General features: G+C 48.7%; 8 protein-coding genes and 1 pseudogene. 3 read left to right on the top strand and 6 right to left on the bottom strand.

Annotation, left to right across the window (positions count from 1 at the left end):
• Positions 1–97: 97 nt before the first annotated feature.
• Positions 98–3,166 carry a PAS domain S-box protein gene (locus tag NDI52_RS23355; RefSeq protein WP_190772856.1) on the bottom strand — a complete coding sequence of 1,023 codons (3,069 nt, stop codon included), beginning with the start codon at positions 3,164–3,166 and terminating at the stop codon, positions 98–100.
• A gap of 592 nt (positions 3,167–3,758) precedes the next feature.
• Between NDI52_RS23355 and NDI52_RS23350 the strand changes: the two genes are divergently transcribed.
• Positions 3,759–8,240, top strand: a complete 4,482-nt coding sequence (locus tag NDI52_RS23350) for a GAF domain-containing protein (protein ID WP_190772855.1) — start codon at positions 3,759–3,761, stop codon at positions 8,238–8,240.
• 384 nt (positions 8,241–8,624) lie between these two features.
• Here NDI52_RS23350 and NDI52_RS23345 read toward each other — a convergent pair.
• The 3 genes and pseudogenes from NDI52_RS23345 to NDI52_RS23335 form a co-directional block, all read right to left on the bottom strand.
• Positions 8,625–8,834 (bottom strand): annotated as a pseudogene (locus NDI52_RS23345) (HetP family heterocyst commitment protein); the annotation flags it as partial.
• A gap of 46 nt (positions 8,835–8,880) precedes the next feature.
• Complete coding sequence (locus NDI52_RS23340) at positions 8,881–9,225, bottom strand: response regulator (protein ID WP_190772853.1); 345 nt, start codon at positions 9,223–9,225, stop codon at positions 8,881–8,883.
• Between the two features lie 437 nt (positions 9,226–9,662).
• The gene (locus NDI52_RS23335; protein ID WP_190772852.1) at positions 9,663–10,145 is read right to left on the bottom strand and encodes a PAS domain-containing protein; all 483 of its coding nucleotides are present in this window, start codon (positions 10,143–10,145) and stop codon (positions 9,663–9,665) included.
• A gap of 659 nt (positions 10,146–10,804) precedes the next feature.
• Here NDI52_RS23335 and NDI52_RS23330 point away from each other — a divergent pair.
• Positions 10,805–11,947, top strand: coding sequence for a response regulator (locus tag NDI52_RS23330; RefSeq protein WP_190772851.1), 1,143 nt, complete (start codon positions 10,805–10,807; stop codon positions 11,945–11,947).
• Between the two features lie 48 nt (positions 11,948–11,995).
• On the opposite strand, the gene NDI52_RS23325 is transcribed toward NDI52_RS23330, so the two are convergent.
• The gene (locus tag NDI52_RS23325; protein ID WP_190772850.1) at positions 11,996–15,265 is read right to left on the bottom strand and encodes a PAS domain S-box protein; all 3,270 of its coding nucleotides are present in this window, start codon (positions 15,263–15,265) and stop codon (positions 11,996–11,998) included.
• 1,204 nt (positions 15,266–16,469) lie between these two features.
• Between NDI52_RS23325 and NDI52_RS23320 the strand changes: the two genes are divergently transcribed.
• Entirely contained in the window at positions 16,470–17,090 is a 621-nt protein-coding gene (locus NDI52_RS23320; protein ID WP_190772849.1) for an exopolysaccharide biosynthesis protein, read from the top strand.
• 211 nt (positions 17,091–17,301) lie between these two features.
• Here the strand turns inward: NDI52_RS23320 and NDI52_RS23315 are convergent, their stop codons facing one another.
• Complete coding sequence (locus NDI52_RS23315) at positions 17,302–18,294, bottom strand: methyltransferase domain-containing protein (protein WP_190772848.1); 993 nt, start codon at positions 18,292–18,294, stop codon at positions 17,302–17,304.
• Positions 18,295–18,320 lie beyond the last annotated feature (26 nt).

Here is an 18,320-nt window from a genome sequence, read left to right as displayed (position 1 = left end):
CTTTTTTACAAGTTGTTTTTGTGAGAGCCGCGCGGAGCGCGGTTCTCACAAAAACAACCAGATTTTAAGCGTTTGAAAAGCGCTGTAAACGCACAAGTTAGGAGTTTGACAATTGGGCGATCGCCTCCACCAATACATCCGGTTCCAGGGTAATCGGCAAAACTCGCTGAATTCCCGCGAGAAACATCTCCTGGGGCGGTATCTCTTCGGGGGCACTGACGAGCACCACCAGGGGAATTTCCTCACCAAACTCCTGAAACCACAATCGTAGCCGTTGAGTAAGTTCGTAGTTGTTCTCTCGAAGCACATCCGGTGAGCTAATGATTAGGTTGGGTTGCGATCGCGCCAACTGCTCCAACATCGTCGCTGTTGAGCCAACGGTCACAACAGCAGCCCCTGCCTGTCTTAAAATGACCGCAATTAGCTCCTGGGTATCATCTTCTGCGCCAACGACCAGTATCTGTTTAGATTGCAATAGAGCGTTGGCTTCAGTCCCCTCAGAAGCTGTAGGCCGGATATCTACTTCATCTAACTGCACAGGCAATTGAACGGTAAAGATAGAGCCTTTGCTTTCCCCCTCACTGGCGGCTTCAATGGTGCCCCCGTGTAACTCCACAAGATGGCGGGCGATCGCTAACCCTAACCCCAGCCCGCCCGCTGACCGGGTAATCGTGCTATCGGCCTGACGGAAGTAATCAAACACATAGGGAATAAAGCTAGACGCAATGCCCTTTCCCGTGTCAATTACCTGGATGCGGGCGTAGACAGGACTTGCAGCCTCCAGACGCACCTCAACTCGGCCCTGGGGCGGGGTAAATTTAATCGCATTGGAGAGCAAGTTCCAGACCACCTGCTGGAGCCGTGCAGCATTGCCGAGCACCGGGCGCACCGTTGCATCTAGATGAGTTTCGATAGTGATAGATTTGGCCTGGGCTGACAGCCGAACACTGGCGATCGCCCCCTCAATCACCTCTAACAAATTGACCAACGCACAATTCAGCGTCAGCTTTCCTTGCAAAATCCGTGACACATCCAGCAGGTCATCCACAACTTGTACCTGCTGACGGGCATTGCGTTCAATCGTACTGAGAGCATGGTTAACCATACCAGGCTCAAACTGCCGGGTTTGCAGCAACCGCGCCCAACCCAAAATGGGGTTTAGAGGCGTGCGCAGCTCATGGGAAAGCACCATTAAAAACTCATCCTTAACCCGACTGGCAGACTCCGCTTCTGCCCGAGCCGCCCGCTCGAGTTGGAACAGGCGATCGCGTTCCTTCTCAACTTGTTTGCGATCGCTCAAATCCAACACAAAAAACACGCCCCCCTCCGCACTGTTGCGGAACGAAGCGCCACCACACAGAATTGGCACGCGAGAGCCATCTTGCCGCAGATACTCCTTCTCGAAGGGCGTACAAACCCCCGATTGTTGTATTTGTTCGAGCGCTTGTTCCTCCAGGTGATGATATTCCGGCGGGGTCAGATCATTCCAGCGAGGTTTCTGAGCTAAAAATTCTTCTCGGGTGTAGCCCAGGAGATTCAATAGGGCATCGTTGGCATCAGAGATGGTGCCATCCAATGACCAGAAACCCATGCCGATCATGTTCGACTCCATCACCCGCCGAAACCGCCACTCACTCTCCCGAAGGGATTGTTCGACCCGCTTAAACTCGGTTATATCGGACGTAATACCCAATATCGTTTCCACTACACCATTCGGGCCAAACTCAGGAACCAGGCGTGCGAGATAGTGCCGGATTCCGTCTGGAGCCGGAAAGGCGAACTCATAAGAACAGGGCTGGCCTGTTGCAAATACCTGCCGTAATCGAGCTTGCCAATCGCGCCGTAAATGGGCCGGTATATTCAAGTCATCATGGGTTTTACCAATGAAAACGTCAGGAGAGATACCCGTGGCTCGGGCGATCGCAGAATTGACGTAGACATGACGCATCTGGCGATCCATCCGAGAAATAATATCAGGGGAATTCTCCGCCAATGTTCTGAACTGTTGTCGATGCTGAGCTAATTGTTGTTCGTACCGTTTTAAGTCATGGATGTCAGTACTGGTACCAACCCATCTAATAACCTGCCCTTGGGGGTCTTTCACAGGTACACAGCGCCCCAAAAACCAGTGATAACTGCCGTCCGCCATGCGGTAGCGAAACTCCGCTTCTCGGGCATCACCCGTTTCAACGGAGGTTAACTCTTTGAACTTGAGTTGTGCCAGATCATCCGGATGCACCAAATGAGCCCAACCCTTGTGCTCAACCTCCTCCAGGGTTGTGCCCAACGACTTCTGCCATTGTTGATTCGCGTAGTCTATCTGGCCTTCCGCATTCTGCATCCAAACCAGTTGAGGCATCCCTTCGGCAAGGCTACGGTAGAGAGCCTCACTAGCCTGTAATGCCTCTTCAGCCCGTTTTCGCTCGGTAATGTCGCGGGTGGTAATTGCAATTCCATCTACCAGAGGGACAACTTGATGATGCAACCACTCCGCTGCCACCGTCGAAGTGGCAGGGCGAGAAAACTCTTCCTCCAGGGGAATGCCTGTTTCAACAACCCGTCGATATTTCTCAAAAAAACCCTGGGTTCGATTGACAGGCAATAGCTCGCAGAGCTTCTGGCCAATTACATCTTTCTTATTCAGACTAATTAAATTGGCCCCCCGTTGATTCAAATCGACAAATTCAAAATCAACGATCGCTCCTGTCTTATCCCGTACACTTCTCAGAATATAAATGGCATCAAAGCTGCCTTCTGCCGCTGCCTGGAAACGGGCGTAGCTCTCCTGGAGAGCGGCTTCCGTTTGCTTGAGCGCTAGAAAATGCCGATGGCTGCGTCGATTCATCATCCGCAAGTCAATTTCTAGAAAGCTCACCAGCAGGGTAACCAGACTAAACACTATCAGTGTCAGGATCGCAGCACTAGGGACGGGAAAAAATGAATAAAGGGGGGGGAGTAGAAAATATCGGGTTGCCAGCACCGAAAGAATCGTTGCGGTAAAGCCTGGACCTCGACCACCGAAAGAGGCACTGAAGGTAACCGCTAGAAAAAATAAGGGCAGAACGGCTGGCGAGAGCAGAGGCTGGAGCAATAGAGTGAGAACCAACGCCAGCGCCACAGACAAAATGGCAACTCCATAGCTTAGCAGTTGGGAAGGCTTGACCATGCGCCTAACGCTCGTATCGCCACACAAATGGGCTGGACGCCCAACAGGTTAGAGGGAGCACCCCACATTCCGCACCTCTCCAAGGGACGAATTATTGAGTCTTTCTAAAGTTTCTATCTTTTGACAACAGTCAGGCCACATTTCAAATATGTGAATAGAGCGTGGTGAAAGAGGTATCTCGTGCCCCTTTCACCACGCCCTATCCACATGTCTGGAACACTACCAACAGCCAGTCTCAAGACGATATCATGGGTCTCATAGATAACAGAGTTAGCTGTAATATTGTTGCTCCAAAGATTACCCGTTATTAACCTGAGTTCGGGTTAAGGACGTTTTCGAGTGCCGCGCGTTGCGCGGCACTCGAAAACGCTCATTTTGGCGTGCGCAAAGCGCACGCCAAAATGAGCACTTCAGCTTAACCCGAACTGAGGTTTATTAGCTCGTGACCCAAAAAGGAGATTCTTAGTTATTTCTGAAGTGCCAGTATTGTTTACGCAGTGTAATACTTCACAGAAATTCTTCAGTCCCTTTAATAAATCCCCATACAGTAGTGAATACTACAAATATCCCTGTCATCTAACCGGCTACTACTATGTTGTTTCGTCACCCTGAAGCCTACCTAGAACAGGTTTTAGAACAACTGACGCTCACGGCACAGCAGATTCAGCAAGCCACTGAGCTAGATACCACACTGACTACAGCAGTCACAGGCGTTCGGGCGATTTTAGGGTGCGATCGCGCCCTGATTTACCGCTTCCTACCGGGTGGCGATGGAGTTGTGATAGCCGAAGCGATCGATTATCACTGGCCAGCCATCCAGGGCCAGCTCATCTACGATCCTTGCTTCGAGACGAAATGGCATCTGAAGTACCAGCAGGGACATGTGAGTAGTATTGAGGATCTCGAAACTGCGGATCTCCCCTTGTGCTACCGGGAAATGATGGAACGGCTCCAGGTGCGAGCCAATCTTGTAGTGCCCATTTTGCTGCCATCTGAGCAGCCGCTCCCTGAGCTATGGGGATTACTGATCGTCCATCAATGTGAAGGCCCCCGGCAATGGCAAGCATCAGAAACGCAGGTTTTGCGCCACATCGCGATGCAGGTCAGTGGCAAACTTCAAACCCTGCGAGCAGAGCACACAAGTTTTCCGGAGTTGTCCCTGGCGGAGGACGCGGCAACGCCGCCTATAGTCCCTCCTGTAGAGTACGGCTCAAGCGAAGCAGCATTCTTCCATGCTTTTGATCAACTACAAACTCCCGTATGGGTGTTTGATATTGAGCGGCTCCACATCTACTGGGCCAATCAAGCATCGCTTTCGCTCTGGAATGCGCCCCATCGAGAGGAATTACTGCGCCGGGATTTTAGCGACATATCTGAATCGGTGCAGATTCGCTTGCAGAGCTACTTACAACAATTTCAGCAAGGTAAAACCCTGGTCGAACAATGGACGTTTTACCCCAAAGGGCAACCTGTTACAGTCCACTGCCGCTGCTCAGGCATTTCCATTGAACATGGGCGACTGGCCATGCTGGTGGAAGGCACCCTTGAGCTGGCCCATCAGATTGATCAAGATACCCTGCGTTCCATTGAAGCCCTACGGCACACAAGTGTCATAATCTCCCTCTACACCCTGGAGGGGGAAGTACTCCTGCAAAATCCAGCGGCGCTAGATTGCTACGGTAATCCCCAACATCCTCAGCCATCCAATGACCATGCATTCTTGCGCCACTTTGTCGATCTAGAGCTTCGGTCGCAAGCCCTGACGGCTTTGGAAAGCGGGGAGGTATTCAGAGCCGAAGCCCAGGTGCTGACTCGGCAGGGCTTGCGTTGGCACGGTGTGGACGCCCGTTGTGTCAACGACCCTGTTACTGGGAAAGCCATGATCCTGGTGAATGAGCAGGATACCACTGCTCAGCATGAAGCTCTGGACGATCGCCTTCGGGCTGAAGCAGAACTTGAAGCCCAGCGCATCTTTCTCCGTCAAATTATGGATACCGTCCCCAGTTCAATCTTTGCCAAAAGCCCAGATGGTCGGTTTCAGGTTGTGAATCAAGCCAGCGCCGAAGTTCATGGCACAACAGTTGACGCCATGGTTGGCAAACACGAGATGGAGTTCAACCCCAACTTTGAGGCGGCTCAGCTGGAGCAGTTTTTGACAACCAACCGGGAGGTTATGGATAGCCGCCAACCTCAGCAAGAGATTCAGCAAATTACGACGGCTACCGGGGAAGTGCGGTGGTATCAGACCGTGATTCGACCCTGGGTGGATGCTCACAATCGCGCTCAAGGCATTATTGGTAACGCCGTTGATATTACAGAACTCAAACAGGCTGAAGTCGCATTGCGGGAAAAATCCCAGCGCTTAGCTACCATTATCACGGTTCAACAAGACATTGCCCTCAACTATTCCGACCTGGATGCGGTCATGGCTGTGATCGCCGAATACACCCAGGCTCTGACGCAAGCCACCGGAGCGGTCGTTGAATTACTGGAAGGAGACGAACTGGTTTATCGCGCCGGAAGCGGTGCCGCTGCGGATCTCATTGGCCTGCGGATTCAGCGAACCACAAGCCTGTCGGGGCGTTGCATTGCAGCAAAAGAAATTTTGCAAAGTGACGATACTGAAACGGATCCCCGAGTGGATCGAGATGCCTGCCGTCGCGTTGGCGCGCGCTCCATGGTTGTGGTGCCGCTTCTCTCCGCGGGTAACAGTCTTGGCGTGCTGAAGGTGTTTTCCCAAGTGCCCGCTGCCTTTTCAGAGCAGGATGCCCAAACCCTGCAACTGATGGCGGGTTTTCTCACCGCATCCATTCAACTAGCCTCTGAGTTCGCATCTAAAAATGCGCTAGTCCACGCGTTGCAGGAGAGTGAAGAGCGTTATCGCTCGGTTGTTAGTACTATGGCCGAAGGGATTGTGTTGCAGCAAGCCGACGGTCAAATCACGGCCTGTAACCACAGTGCCGAAGAGATATTAGGGCTGACGCAGGATCAGATAATGGGACGCACGTCCATTGATCCACGCTGGCAAGCCATTCACGAGGATGGGTCTCCTTTCCCCGGAGAAACCCACCCAGCGATGGTAACGCTTCGCACCGGTCACCCTCAGTGCAATGTTGTGATGGGAATTTATAAACCTAGTGGAGACCTCACCTGGATCTCCATCAATTCACAGCCCCTACTACAGCCAGGAGCATCTCAGATCTACGCTGTTGTGGCCTCGTTTGTCGACATAACAGCGCAAAAGCAAGCAGAAACGCATTTACGCCATCAGGCTGAGCGTGAGCGGATGATCTATGCGATCGCCCAACACATTCGCCAATCCCTGGATTTGGGCGACATCCTCAGTGCTACCGTTACCGATGTACGCCAGTTCCTTCAGACCGATCGCGTGATCGTCTATCGGTTCAACCCCGATTGGGGTGGCATTGTGGTTACTGAATCCGTAGCCCCAGGCTGGAATTCAATTCTCAACTTGGAAATTACAGATACCTACTTTATTGAACACCACGAGCAGGCCTATACAAAACAAGCCATTCAAGCCCGGGATGACATCTATACCGCTGGCCTGAATCCCTGCCATATTGAGATGCTAGAGCGGCTTCAGGTAAAAGCCAAACTCGTCGTACCCATCTGGCAGGGAGATTCCCTCTGGGGTTTATTGGTTGTCCATCAGTGCCAGGGGCCCCGCCACTGGACTTCCTTAGAGTGCGACCTGCTGCTACAACTGGCGACCCAGGTGGCGATCGCCATCCAACAATCCGAGCTATATGGCCAGGTACAGCATCTCAACGCCCATCTGGAATATCAAGTACAAGAACGCACGGCACAACTCCAACAGTCTCTCGATTTTGAAGCCCTTCTCAAACGCATCACGGATAGCGTGCGCGACAGCCTGAATGAACAGGAAATTTTGCAATCGGCGGTGCTGGAACTGAGCCGAGGGTTGGGAACTATCTGCTGCGATACGGGCATTTACAACGCCGACCAGACGACCTCCACTATCGCCTACGAATTCAATGGGCCCTTATCTTCGGCTCAGGGTGCAACGTTTGCGATCGCCACTGCTCCCCACGCGGAAGTCTACAAGCATCTACTGCAAGGACAAGTCTGTCAATTCTGTGACGTGGTTCCTAATCCCCTACGATCCCATGAAGCGCTTCTGTCGGTGTTGGCTTGTCCCATTGTGGATGATCAGGGAGTATTGGGTGATCTCTGGCTATTCAAACCCGCCGATGCTCTCTTTGATGTTGCCGAGGTGCGACTGGTGAAGCAGGTAGCCAATCAGTGTGCGATCGCCCTTCGGCAATCCCGCCTGTACCGGGCAGCCCAAACTCAGGTGGAGGAACTGGCCCGGCTGAATCAACTCAAAGATGATTTCCTCAGTACCGTATCCCACGAGTTGCGAACGCCCATATCCAACATGCAAATGGCGCTCCAAATGCTGGATATTTGCTTACGTCCTCTAGGGCTTTTTGAGCCTGAAACGAATGCCATCAGTAGCAATTTCCAAATTTTGCAAACAGAATGCAAGCGTGAAATGAGTCTGGTCAATGACCTGCTCGACTTGGCCCGCATTGACTCGGGTTCCGAACCACTCAGCCTCACGTCTATTCCCCTCCAGTACTGGATTCCCCATGTTGCTGAGCCCTTCACGCAGCGCACCTTCCACCAAAATCAACAGCTAGAAATTCAGATAGCTGAAGATTTACCAACCTTGACAACTGACTTTTCTTATCTGGAGCGGGCACTCACCGAGTTACTGCACAATGCCTTCAAGTACACCCCTCCCCAGGAAACAATCTCCATTTCAGTCTCTCCCTTTGCAGATGCTCATGGTGTCTCCCAGATCCATATCAAGGTCACCAATTCAGGGGTAGAAATTCCACCAGAGGAACGCGATCGCATCTTCGATAAGTTCTACCGCATCCCCAATAATGACCCCTGGAAACACGGTGGAACAGGCTTGGGGTTGGCTCTGGTCAAGAAATTGATAGAACAATTGGGAGGGACGATCTGGGTAGAAAGTGGTAATCAGCGTACTCAATTTATCCTACAGATCCCCTTAGAAGGTTAAGGTCATTTTTAGGAGGTTTCTGCCTAAGAATTTACCCAGGATATTGGGGGTAATTTCATTGTTGGAAATCTCCTTAAGTGCACTTCATGTATGCAGAAATAGCCGTTTCAGTTTCTCCTTAGTTAAGCTTAAGACGTGTTTTAAAGCTTGCTGAAAGGGTTGTGTTTTCGTGTGCAAAGCACACAAAAACACAACCCTAAGACTTACGCATTTATGTTGTGGGTGGGGTGCTTTGCACCCCACCCACAACATAAATGTACTACAGATAGCGAACTTGCGTAAGTCCTGAACCCTTTAAAGCAGGCTCTAATGAAAGCGAATGTGAGGATACCTGGGGGTATCATTTCCATGAAAATTTTGCTGCTTTATACTCTGTTTGATTTTATTATCTCGAATTAATCGTTTATAGGTTCGATAGGGGATATATTGCATAGGGTTATAACCTCCAAAGCGAAGCATTAAAACACATGCCCAGGAATATTTACCTTCTAAAATAGCGGTCACAATCTGTTCAAATTGTTCCGCACTTAAAGTTTTATCAGCATGATGATGACCATCCTTTATGTCGTTGAGGTTAGATAACTGGGGTAACATTCACACCTCCATTCAAAAGGAAAAGGACAGGAAGAAGCACAGACTTTTAAGTAACAAGTATCTGATTCAATTCGTCAAAATCGATTGGCTTCTTCAGGAAGCCATTAGCTCTTCTCCAAACCTGCTTCTCAATTTTTGGCTCGGCTGTTAAAAAGAAGAATGAAATATTTGCTGTTTGCTGGTCGCTGCGTATCCTATCCAGTATTTCAAATCCAGTCATCCCAGGCATATCAACATCACAAAAAACCATGTCTGGATGGTGCTTTTGAGCAATATCTAAGCCATCCTGGCCCGATTCGGCTGTCATTACATTAAATCCTTGAAACGACAGAAAATCAGCCAATAATAGGCGAAAGACAGAGTTTTCATCAATGATGAGGATTTTTCTCATGACCTCAGCGTTAAGAACAAATAAAAGGATGCAGCTGAACAGATTTCTGTTGTCTCTACCCACAATCCTGGATCAAACAACAATCTCTATGCGGCCATTTAAGGGGATTCTTTAAGCTCAAAATTGGCATTATTTGCCAACAGCGTCGGCAAAACCAGTAGGTTTTATTTGAGCGAACGTGAAGAAGTAATACTTCCGAACAGCAAGGACAAGTAGGCATCACAACATTGTTTTTTAAGGGTATTTACATGAAAAAAATTGAAGAAAAACACAGCACGTAGAATGTGCTTGTGTTTTTTATAAACAGGGTGAATGACGGCTTTCGTTTTCTGGAAGGCACAAACCCAGGATGACGAAGGATAATTTTCTTAAAAAAGTAGTAGGTCAATGAGTGTAGACGCAGGTAAGCCTGTTCTACGTCTAGAGTTGATTCGTGGTTAAACCATGAGCGAAAGAAAATCACTGAATGGCAGGATAGATTTCTGGTGATTGATATTTTGGATCAACCCTAAAACCTGTAACGGAGCATCATCTACCATCGCCATCGGTGTTTCCTGCGATCGCAACCAGCACCAAGTCCCATCCGCTCGCTTCATCCGGTACTCAATGGAAATGACTTCTCCGTCAGCCAATGTGAAAAGGCGTTGAAAATGGGCAGATAGAGCATCCAAATCAGATGGATGAATGAGTTGAGCCAGACCCATTGCTCCCATTGAGTGCATCTCCTGATCCGAATAGCCCAGCATGGCACCCAAAGAGCTACTGGAATACGTGTTGCACTGAGACGCCAGATCGTAAATGTAGATGCTGCTCTGGGTGGCATCAGCATCAGATTGACAATACTGTTTTAGATGCTCAAGCGTATGCAAAAGCAGCGTAGGGGAAGTATTTGGGGGGCAAACTTCAGAGATGTTAGACATGGTTACATCTGACTAAACGGCTAGGGTTCGAACAGGAGCATGATTCTGATAGCAACGTTATCCAGCCCAAGCTGACCCATCACGAATCCTGGTTTCAGGAAAGCAAAGGAAAACAGCTTACAAAAAACTTAAGCAAAGGAGGCAAATAAGTTTCTCTGCATCAGTCACCGAGAAGTTTTGATGGGTTGTCGCCATTCTTGGCCATAAGTTGTAAAAGAAGCGTGAAGAGCAGGGTACACTTTAATTTTCTTAACATGCCTCCTGTATTTGTTCAGATTAAAATATAAATGGTTAGATTTGCTACTAAATCTGAACGGTGTATGAAGCAGTTGTGATTCTACTACCGTTTAGTTTTTGAGAAGCTTAGGCATGTTTCAGCGGAAGTTAGCAGAGTTAAGCTAAGTAGAATTCTTGGGCCCAGTGTCTGTGGAAGTTTCTTCTGGCGTAGCTTTGCTGAGTAAGTCAATTATTCATCCCACGAATGATGGGCTTCTTTTAACAGGTGTTTTAGTTTAGTAAACTGCTCGAAAAAATCTTATCATTCTATCTTATTTTCTTGTTTTTTAAGCATCTCACCACTTTTGCTTCTTCTGGGGAATATGCTGGGTCTTCCTCAATAGTTCTTGAATCAAGCGAGTACTTCCAATGGGGGTCCAGCCATGAAGATTCTTGTTGTAGAGGATGACTCCTTGGTGGCAAAAACTTTAGGGGTTTTGCTTTCAACTAATAATTACTTTGTAGATCTATCTTCTAATGCTGAAAACGCTTCTCAAATGCTTTCAGCTTTTGAATATGATTTGATTGTGCTCGACGTCCTATTACCCGACATCAATGGTATTGAGTTATGTCAGCGACTTCGGTCTCAAGGTTACTCCATGCCAATTCTGCTGCTGACTGGGCAGAATGATACACAGCAGAAAGCGATCGCCCTCAACAACGGTGCAGATGACTACGTGGTTAAGCCCTTTGATCCCGAAGAGTTGATTGCCCGTGTTCAGGCCCTACTACGACGGGGATCTGTTGTCACCCAAACAACCTTTACCTGGGCCAGTCTTCAACTTGATCCCGTTGGGCATACAGCCATCTATGGCACTCAGCCTCTTGCCCTTACCCCGAAAGAATTTGCCATTCTAGAGCTATTTTTGCGGAATAGCCAACGCATCTTGAGCTCCAAAATTATTCTGGAACATGCTTGGACAGCTGCTGAAAATCCAGGAGAAGAAACCGTCCGCGTTCATATCAAAGAGTTACGTCGAAAATTAAGCACAGCAGGGGCTCCCGGAGATTTTATTGAAACCCTTTACCGGGTTGGATATCGGCTCAAACCATTAGAGTCGGTGTCAACGCCGCCCACTCCAACAACGTTGTCTCCATCGCCCCCAAAGACGCGTCAGCTACAACAGGATGCAGAGCCAACACGCACTGAACAGGCGACCCTGGTCATCACCCCATCCCCTGACACAGCAGCCCAAATTAAAGCATTACTAGAGCCTCACAATTTCCAGGTGGCGATGGTTACCGATTTAACCCATATTTGGACAACAGCAACCACGTATGATCCCCGTCTCTTCATTCTGGATAGCACGGTTGATGGCAAGCTCAAGGCCAACCTTGAGCTTTGTCAGCAAATTCGCCGGACACCACCCTGGCAAAACTTGCCCATCCTCATGCTGCTCCACGGCTCCAACGCCACTGTCATCGAGCAAGTATTTGCAGCCGGAGCCAGCGATTTTGTCAATTATCCTATCGTAGGGCCTGAACTCCTGGCTCGCACCCGCGTCTGGTTCAAAACGAGCCGATAACCCGATTCTCATATGCCTCGGTTGAATGTTTATCAGTGTGGCAAAGGCTTATAAATCCAACTGCTGAATCGATTTGAGTAATTCCTGAGTGTCATAGGGCTTCGATAAGAATACTTGTGCCCCTGCAGCGACAGCACTGTTTTTGTTGGCCGGTAAACCGCTTGACGCAATGATTTGAACCTGAGGATTGATCTGGCGCAAGGTACAAATAACGGTTAGCCCATCCATGTTAGGCATCATCAGATCAAGGAGAACAAGGTTAATATCGTGTTGATGCTCCCTGTAGAGGGCGATCGCTTCCGCCCCATCGGTAGCGGTCAAAGTACGGTAGCCACAGTCTTCCAGCACCGTTTTAACAACCTGCTGAACAGCCAGCTCATCGTCTACAAGCAGAATCATCTCCCCCTGCCCCTGGGGTAGAGCTTCTTCTACGTCCGCTTCCGGGGCTGTTGTTCCTTCAAGTGCGGGTAGGTAAATCTGAAACTCTGTTCCCTGACCGGGTTCACTACGAACCCGAATAAATCCACCGTGGTTTCTAACAATTCCTAACACGGTTGATAAGCCCAGACCCGTTCCTTTTCCTACCTCCTTGGTTGTAAAAAATGGGTCAAAAATACGCTCTATTAAATGTTTAGGAATGCCAGTTCCGGTATCGGTAATAGTAGTTACGACGTAGCTGCCCGGCTGCGCATCCAGGTTCATTTGAGCGTATCCCGAGTCAATGCAGCAGTTTTCAACTTCAAGGGTTAGGGTTCCGCCTTGGGGCATAGCGTCACTGGCATTAACACACAGATTAATAAAAACCTGATGGAGTTGAGTGGGATCTGCATGAACTGCATTGAGAAGCTGAACAGGTTGTTTCCACTGGATTCGAATGGATTTCGGCAACGTTTGCTGGATGATTTGCACAATTTCTTGCAGCACGTTCTCGACCTGAAGTGAAAGGCGCTTACCTTCCGTTCCCCGGCTGAAAGATAGAACCTGCTTAACCAGAGCCGCTCCACGATTCGCACTGTTAGACAGAATTTGCAACAGCTCAGGAAATTGCCCATCCAGATAGCGCTTTTGCGTTCCTAATAGGTGGGCGATCGCCAAAATTGGCGTAAATACATTATTCAAATCATGGGCAATGCCACTGGCTAACGTTCCTAAACTTTCCAGCCGTTGAGCCCGATAAAACTGAGCTTCCAATTGCTTCATCTCAGTGATGTCTGTCGAGATGCCACAAATTGCATAGGGCTTTCCGGAACTATCCCGTAGGGGAAACTTGACCGTGTAGAAGCTATGGAGGATGCCGTCCTCTAAAGGAATCCCTTCTTCTACCTGTAAGAGTTCATTGCCCTCCAGCAGCTGTTGATTTTGGGCGGCAAACCGATCTGCTATTTCCTGAGGCCAAAAATCATAAATACTCTTTCCCTGCAATTTCTCCGCCGTGCTTCCCACACATTCGGCGTAGCGCTGATTTACCAGAATGTGACGATTTTGAGCATCGATCATGTAAATCACCGTTGGGGAGTTATCGAGCAGCGCCCGGAAACGCTCCTCGCTCTCCTGAAGGGCTGCTTGCACCCGTTGTCGTGTGACCAGTTCCTGCCGGGTCTGCTGATAGAGTTCAGATTGTTGAATAGCGATCCCTACCTGAGCCGCTAGATGCTGAAATAGGTGAATTTCATCTGCTTGCCAATGCCGTGGGCCAGAACATTGATGGGCAATCAGTAAGCCCCACAGGTATTCGCCTTGCAGAATAGGGACAACCATACTGGCCCGAGCTTCAAAGGTTTCTAGCAGTTCTACATAGCAGGGGTTTATTACCCCCTCATAAACATCTGAAATGGTAGAAACACGCCCCTGGCGATATGCTTCGGTGTAGCGCTCATAAAAACAGGAGTCGAAAATGGCCATCGAAAGAATGGATGCCCATGCCTCCCCCACCGATTCCATCACAACACGCCCCTGCCCATCGGGCTCAAAGCGAAAAATCACGACCCGATCTGTGTTCAGGAGCTGCCGAATCCGTTCCACCGTACGGCTAAACACATCATTAACATCCAGAGATTGCCGAATGTACTGTGTCACCTCAGACATTAGTTGTTCCGAGGCCAGCTGCTTCTGTAGCGCGATTTCAGCCTGTTTGCGATCGCTAATATCAACGGCTGTACCAATAATGCGATAAATCTGCCCCTGTTCATTGTATTGCGGGGATAGGGTCGTCAATGTCCAGCGGGGCATTGCCTCAAACTCGTTACATTCCTCGTAGGTAACAACGGTTCCCTGCTGAAGGCAACGTTCATAATTTCGCCGCAATTTTGCGCCAATCGCGTCCCCAAATAGTTCCTCAGGAGTTTTGCCTCGCAATTGGTCATTGGTTACGTTTCCAAACTGTTCTGCCAGGGGATTGAAATCAAAATAGCGAAAATTTCCATCAGGGGTAACATCCAGCAGAAAGATAGCCTGGGCAGCATTTTGGTAGATGCTGTTGAGGAGGGATTCCCGTTGACGGCGATCGCTCACATCTTTCATGAAGCAGTAATGCCCAATGAAATGCTGCTGGTCGTCATAACAGGCCACCATATCCAACTGTTTGTAAAACAGGGAGCCGTCCTTTCGGAGGCCTCTAGCGTCAACAGTAACCTTGCCATCCTCCAACATTTTCTGGTAGGCCCTTCTCATAGCATCCAGATCACCAGGATGAACCGTGGCTTCCCAATTCATTCCAATCAGTTCATTCTGGGAATAACACAGCATTCTGGCATAAGCTTTATTCACGGAGATGTAATACCCCTGAGGGTCCAGCCGGGAGATTCCATCAACCGCATTCTCTAAAGCAACAGCGCGTTCAACAACCAGCTGTTCTAAACCATCACAGGCCGACTGAAGCTGCTGTTCTACCCGTTGGCGGTGGCGAATATCATGCAGCAGCCAGCAAAGGGCAACTTCAGAATTTTGTGGCTGTTCAAGTCGGCTAAGCGCCACCATGATTGGAAATTCAGGGGTTTCTCGCGGTTTAATTACCGTTTCCCAGCACTGGATAGGTCGCACCAGGGACAAACGGGCCCGAAAAGCTTCTTGCGCTCGAAACGATACAAAGTTGAGTAAGGGCTGACCAATCAACTCCGTTTGCGAGCTGCCCATCAAAATAGCAGCAGCAGCATCTGCTTCCAGAATCAGACCATTCTGGTCGGTTAGCAGGTGCCCATCCAAGGCCATTTCGGATGAATCGAGATACCGACGCCGTTCAAGATCCTGCATGGTCTGACACGCCGCCAATTCATCGTTCATCGCTGGACTTTCAGCTTTAGCGGAGGGATCGGATTTCATAGTCCATCTTTTTATATTAAGTGACGAGAGCAAAATTTAAAATAATACTCGTTTTCTCCTGGAAGATGAGATAGAAAGTTATTTTTCCTACATTTAGAATAGGAAAACCAAGGATGTCCAAAATCGATCAAATGTTCTTCTTAAGAATGAATTAGAGCTGATATAAAAAGCCAATGAGGGAGGCAAACTTAACTGGAGCAAGGAGGCGTAACTTGCTCAGATGTTCCAAATTTCTATTCGAGAGAATGCATAGCAACCAGGGAACGCATCCTGGAGTTGACTAAGCCGTAAGCCAGCAGAATCTGCCTATTGTAAATACAGCCCAGCCAAGTCCAGCTAGACACCAGACTTAACTCTGGTCCAGGTCAGCTAACCAACTCAATCTATTATTTTGTAACACAATAGGAAAATAGTTTAATCTTTATTGTTATAAACAAAAGATTTCTTAGCAAAAGTATAGCAAGTCTTATATTTGTACTCACCATGGCACAGTCTTCTGTCCATTAGTTTTAATTAAGCTGAGCCATTTAGTATTAAAGTACTGCTACATTTTTCCCAAACATAATATTATTTAAAGCATGGGTTCCTGACATAGCACTCGTACATTGTTTGTAGAATAACTTTGAAAGGTAGAATCGCCACAGACTTACTCACTCTTTAACAGCCATTTGCGTTTCCTACAAGTAGCTCAGCTGAATTCAACATAGGAGCAAAAAGACTGTATCACCTACGAAAGAAGCAACACAGCCTTTTTGCCCTTATGTTGAATCATGACTACCTAGTACGCTGAGGCAGAAATCCATCACCTATGTTTTGTGTGGGGTGCGAAGCCCCCCACACAAAACATAGGTTGCGAACTTAGGCCGCAGCCTACTAGTTAGCAGTTTGAATGGCCCTTGAAAAGCGCCTAATTCACCCTTCAAAAGCTATATATGAAAATTAGAACAAGCTGACTGAATACTCAAGAATATTCTATCCGAAGTGTTATTATGAAAGTCCTTTTGGGATTACTACTCTGTTAAGCTTTGAGGGAAGTTTATTAGATTGGTTGAGTTTCAATCACACTCAATTTTACACGGGGGCAAACAGGACGCATCCCCATTTTGCATCAAAACTTAGAACCCTCTTTTTTCATGGCTGTACAACGAAAAAAGAGGGTTCTGGGTTTTGGTCCTGAAGTGGTGGAAGAGGCGAGCATAGCCCCATGAAACTGTCTGAAACTATTAAGCTTCTACTTGAAGAATATACCGATCGCTCACTCAGTATCTCAACCCTGCTAGAACGCACTGGCGAGAAGGGATTTGGCGTTATTAGTATCATCCTTACGCTACCCTTGCTCCTTCCGGTACCCATTCCTTTACCCGGCATATCCGCGCTATTTGCAGCTGGTCCTACACTTATGGGATTCCAAATCGCCATAGGCTGGCATCAGCCTCGCCTACCTTCTCCAATCGCCCGATTAGAACTCACCCCCAAGCTATCGCGAGAACTTCTTAAAAACCTGACGCGCATTCTTTACCCAATTGAGCGTCTGTCTCGCTCTCGCCTGCTATTTGTTCGAGAGAATTGGATGTTGTATCGATTAGGAGGATTGTGTTTGTTCTGGAATGGGTTGCTAATGTCATTACCACTCCCCATTCCCTTTACAAACATGTTTCCCGCCTATACCATCCTCGTGCTGTCGATAGGCGTTCTGGAAGCTGATGGGTTTCTGATGCTGGTAGGATTTGGTATGACCATCGTAACGACTCTTTTCTTTTCCAGTATTAGTGGTGCGGCTCTAGCATTTTTCTTACACTTGGGCGATCGCCTCCAGTCTTTATAACAGTGAGCTTTTCCCTTGCTAACACGGTACTTGAAAAAGCCTATTTTGGCGTGCGCTTCGCGCACGCCAAAATAGGCACTCCAGCTTATCCTGAACTGGGGCTAAAATATTTCTGATAATATGACTCAACAATATATCCGACTTAAATTAAGTTGCGGACAACAATGGGAGAAATTCTGAATCATTGTTGAAAGGTGGAACCAATCCCAGCCTACTTATACTTTTCAACAACCATAGGGACCGACTGAGTAATCGGTGGAGGTGATGCATCTGCCCTCTGGGCTCGAAACATTCCAAATCGACACAGTCCCGTACCGAAAGCTAACCGCATCAGTAATAGGGTTGGCACTTCTCGTAACGACTTAATCAAACCTGTCGGCCCAAAACGAATCAGGCCACTGGGACGAGCAATCCCCTGCCAGATAGAGTCCAACCAAGATGGCAGAGTTTCCTGCGTCCAATCGGCGGTGGTCACAACTCCTTGAACCAGACCTGTGGCTTCCAACACTTCGGCAAACCCTTCGATACTGGAGAATGCAGGGTGCGCCCACTGGTCCAGTAACTGCCGCATCACCGGACGTTCCCAAGCATTTAAGGGGCTTTGGCGATCGTCCCGTTGATTCCAATCGGCTAAAACCAAGATACCTCCGGGTTTTAGTACCCGCATCAACTCTCGTGCAAAGATTGCTTTATCAGGCATGTGCGGCCCTGCTTCTACAGACCAGACCACATCAAAACTGGCATCTGGGAACGAGAGCGCCATGGCATCATCTACAAAAAACTGGGCGTCTACCCCTTTAGGCGTCAGCTCTCGCGCCCGCTGCACTTGCTGAGGACTAATGGTAATTCCCGTTACCGAAAACCCATAATCTCGAGCCAAGATGCGACTACTGCCACCAATACCACAGCCCACATCTAAGACTGTTGTGTGCGGCGGCAACTGGTCCAAACCGCCCCAGCGCACCATTTCATGAACAAAGTCGGCTTTCGCCACTAAAAAGTTTTTCCGTCGGGGTGGCGAGCCATAATGGCCTAGATGAATATGTTCGCCCCAGTAGAATTCCAGGATTCCGTCCTCAGTCCACTGGTCATAGGAATTGGCGACAGAATCAGAGGTCTGATAGCGGCGGGCCGTGAGCAAATAGAGACCAATGCCTACAGCTAACAGAGTGAGGAGAACCCCTAGAACGAACAGTAAACTCATGGAGGTGATACGAGATCCAACAAATC

It is taken from the genome of Leptolyngbya sp. PL-A3 (assembly GCF_039962325.1).
GTDB lineage: Bacteria > Cyanobacteriota > Cyanobacteriia > Elainellales > Elainellaceae > Vacuolonema.
The sequence above is the reverse complement of the archived record's forward strand: the minus strand, read 5'-3'. Positions and strand labels throughout refer to the sequence as shown.

What these genes read in the sequence shown, in the direction of transcription:
- NDI52_RS23355 (WP_190772856.1), bottom strand. Translation starts at nt 3,166, where the DNA reads ATGGTCAAGCCTTCCCAACTGCTAAGCTATGGAGTTGCCATTTTGTCT.
- NDI52_RS23350 (WP_190772855.1), top strand. Translation starts at nt 3,759, where the DNA reads ATGTTGTTTCGTCACCCTGAAGCCTACCTAGAACAGGTTTTAGAACAA.
- NDI52_RS23340 (WP_190772853.1), bottom strand. Translation starts at nt 9,225, where the DNA reads ATGAGAAAAATCCTCATCATTGATGAAAACTCTGTCTTTCGCCTATTA.
- NDI52_RS23335 (WP_190772852.1), bottom strand. Translation starts at nt 10,145, where the DNA reads ATGTCTAACATCTCTGAAGTTTGCCCCCCAAATACTTCCCCTACGCTG.
- NDI52_RS23330 (WP_190772851.1), top strand. Translation starts at nt 10,805, where the DNA reads ATGAAGATTCTTGTTGTAGAGGATGACTCCTTGGTGGCAAAAACTTTA.
- NDI52_RS23325 (WP_190772850.1), bottom strand. Translation starts at nt 15,265, where the DNA reads ATGAAATCCGATCCCTCCGCTAAAGCTGAAAGTCCAGCGATGAACGAT.
- NDI52_RS23320 (WP_190772849.1), top strand. Translation starts at nt 16,470, where the DNA reads ATGAAACTGTCTGAAACTATTAAGCTTCTACTTGAAGAATATACCGAT.
- NDI52_RS23315 (WP_190772848.1), bottom strand. Translation starts at nt 18,294, where the DNA reads ATGAGTTTACTGTTCGTTCTAGGGGTTCTCCTCACTCTGTTAGCTGTA.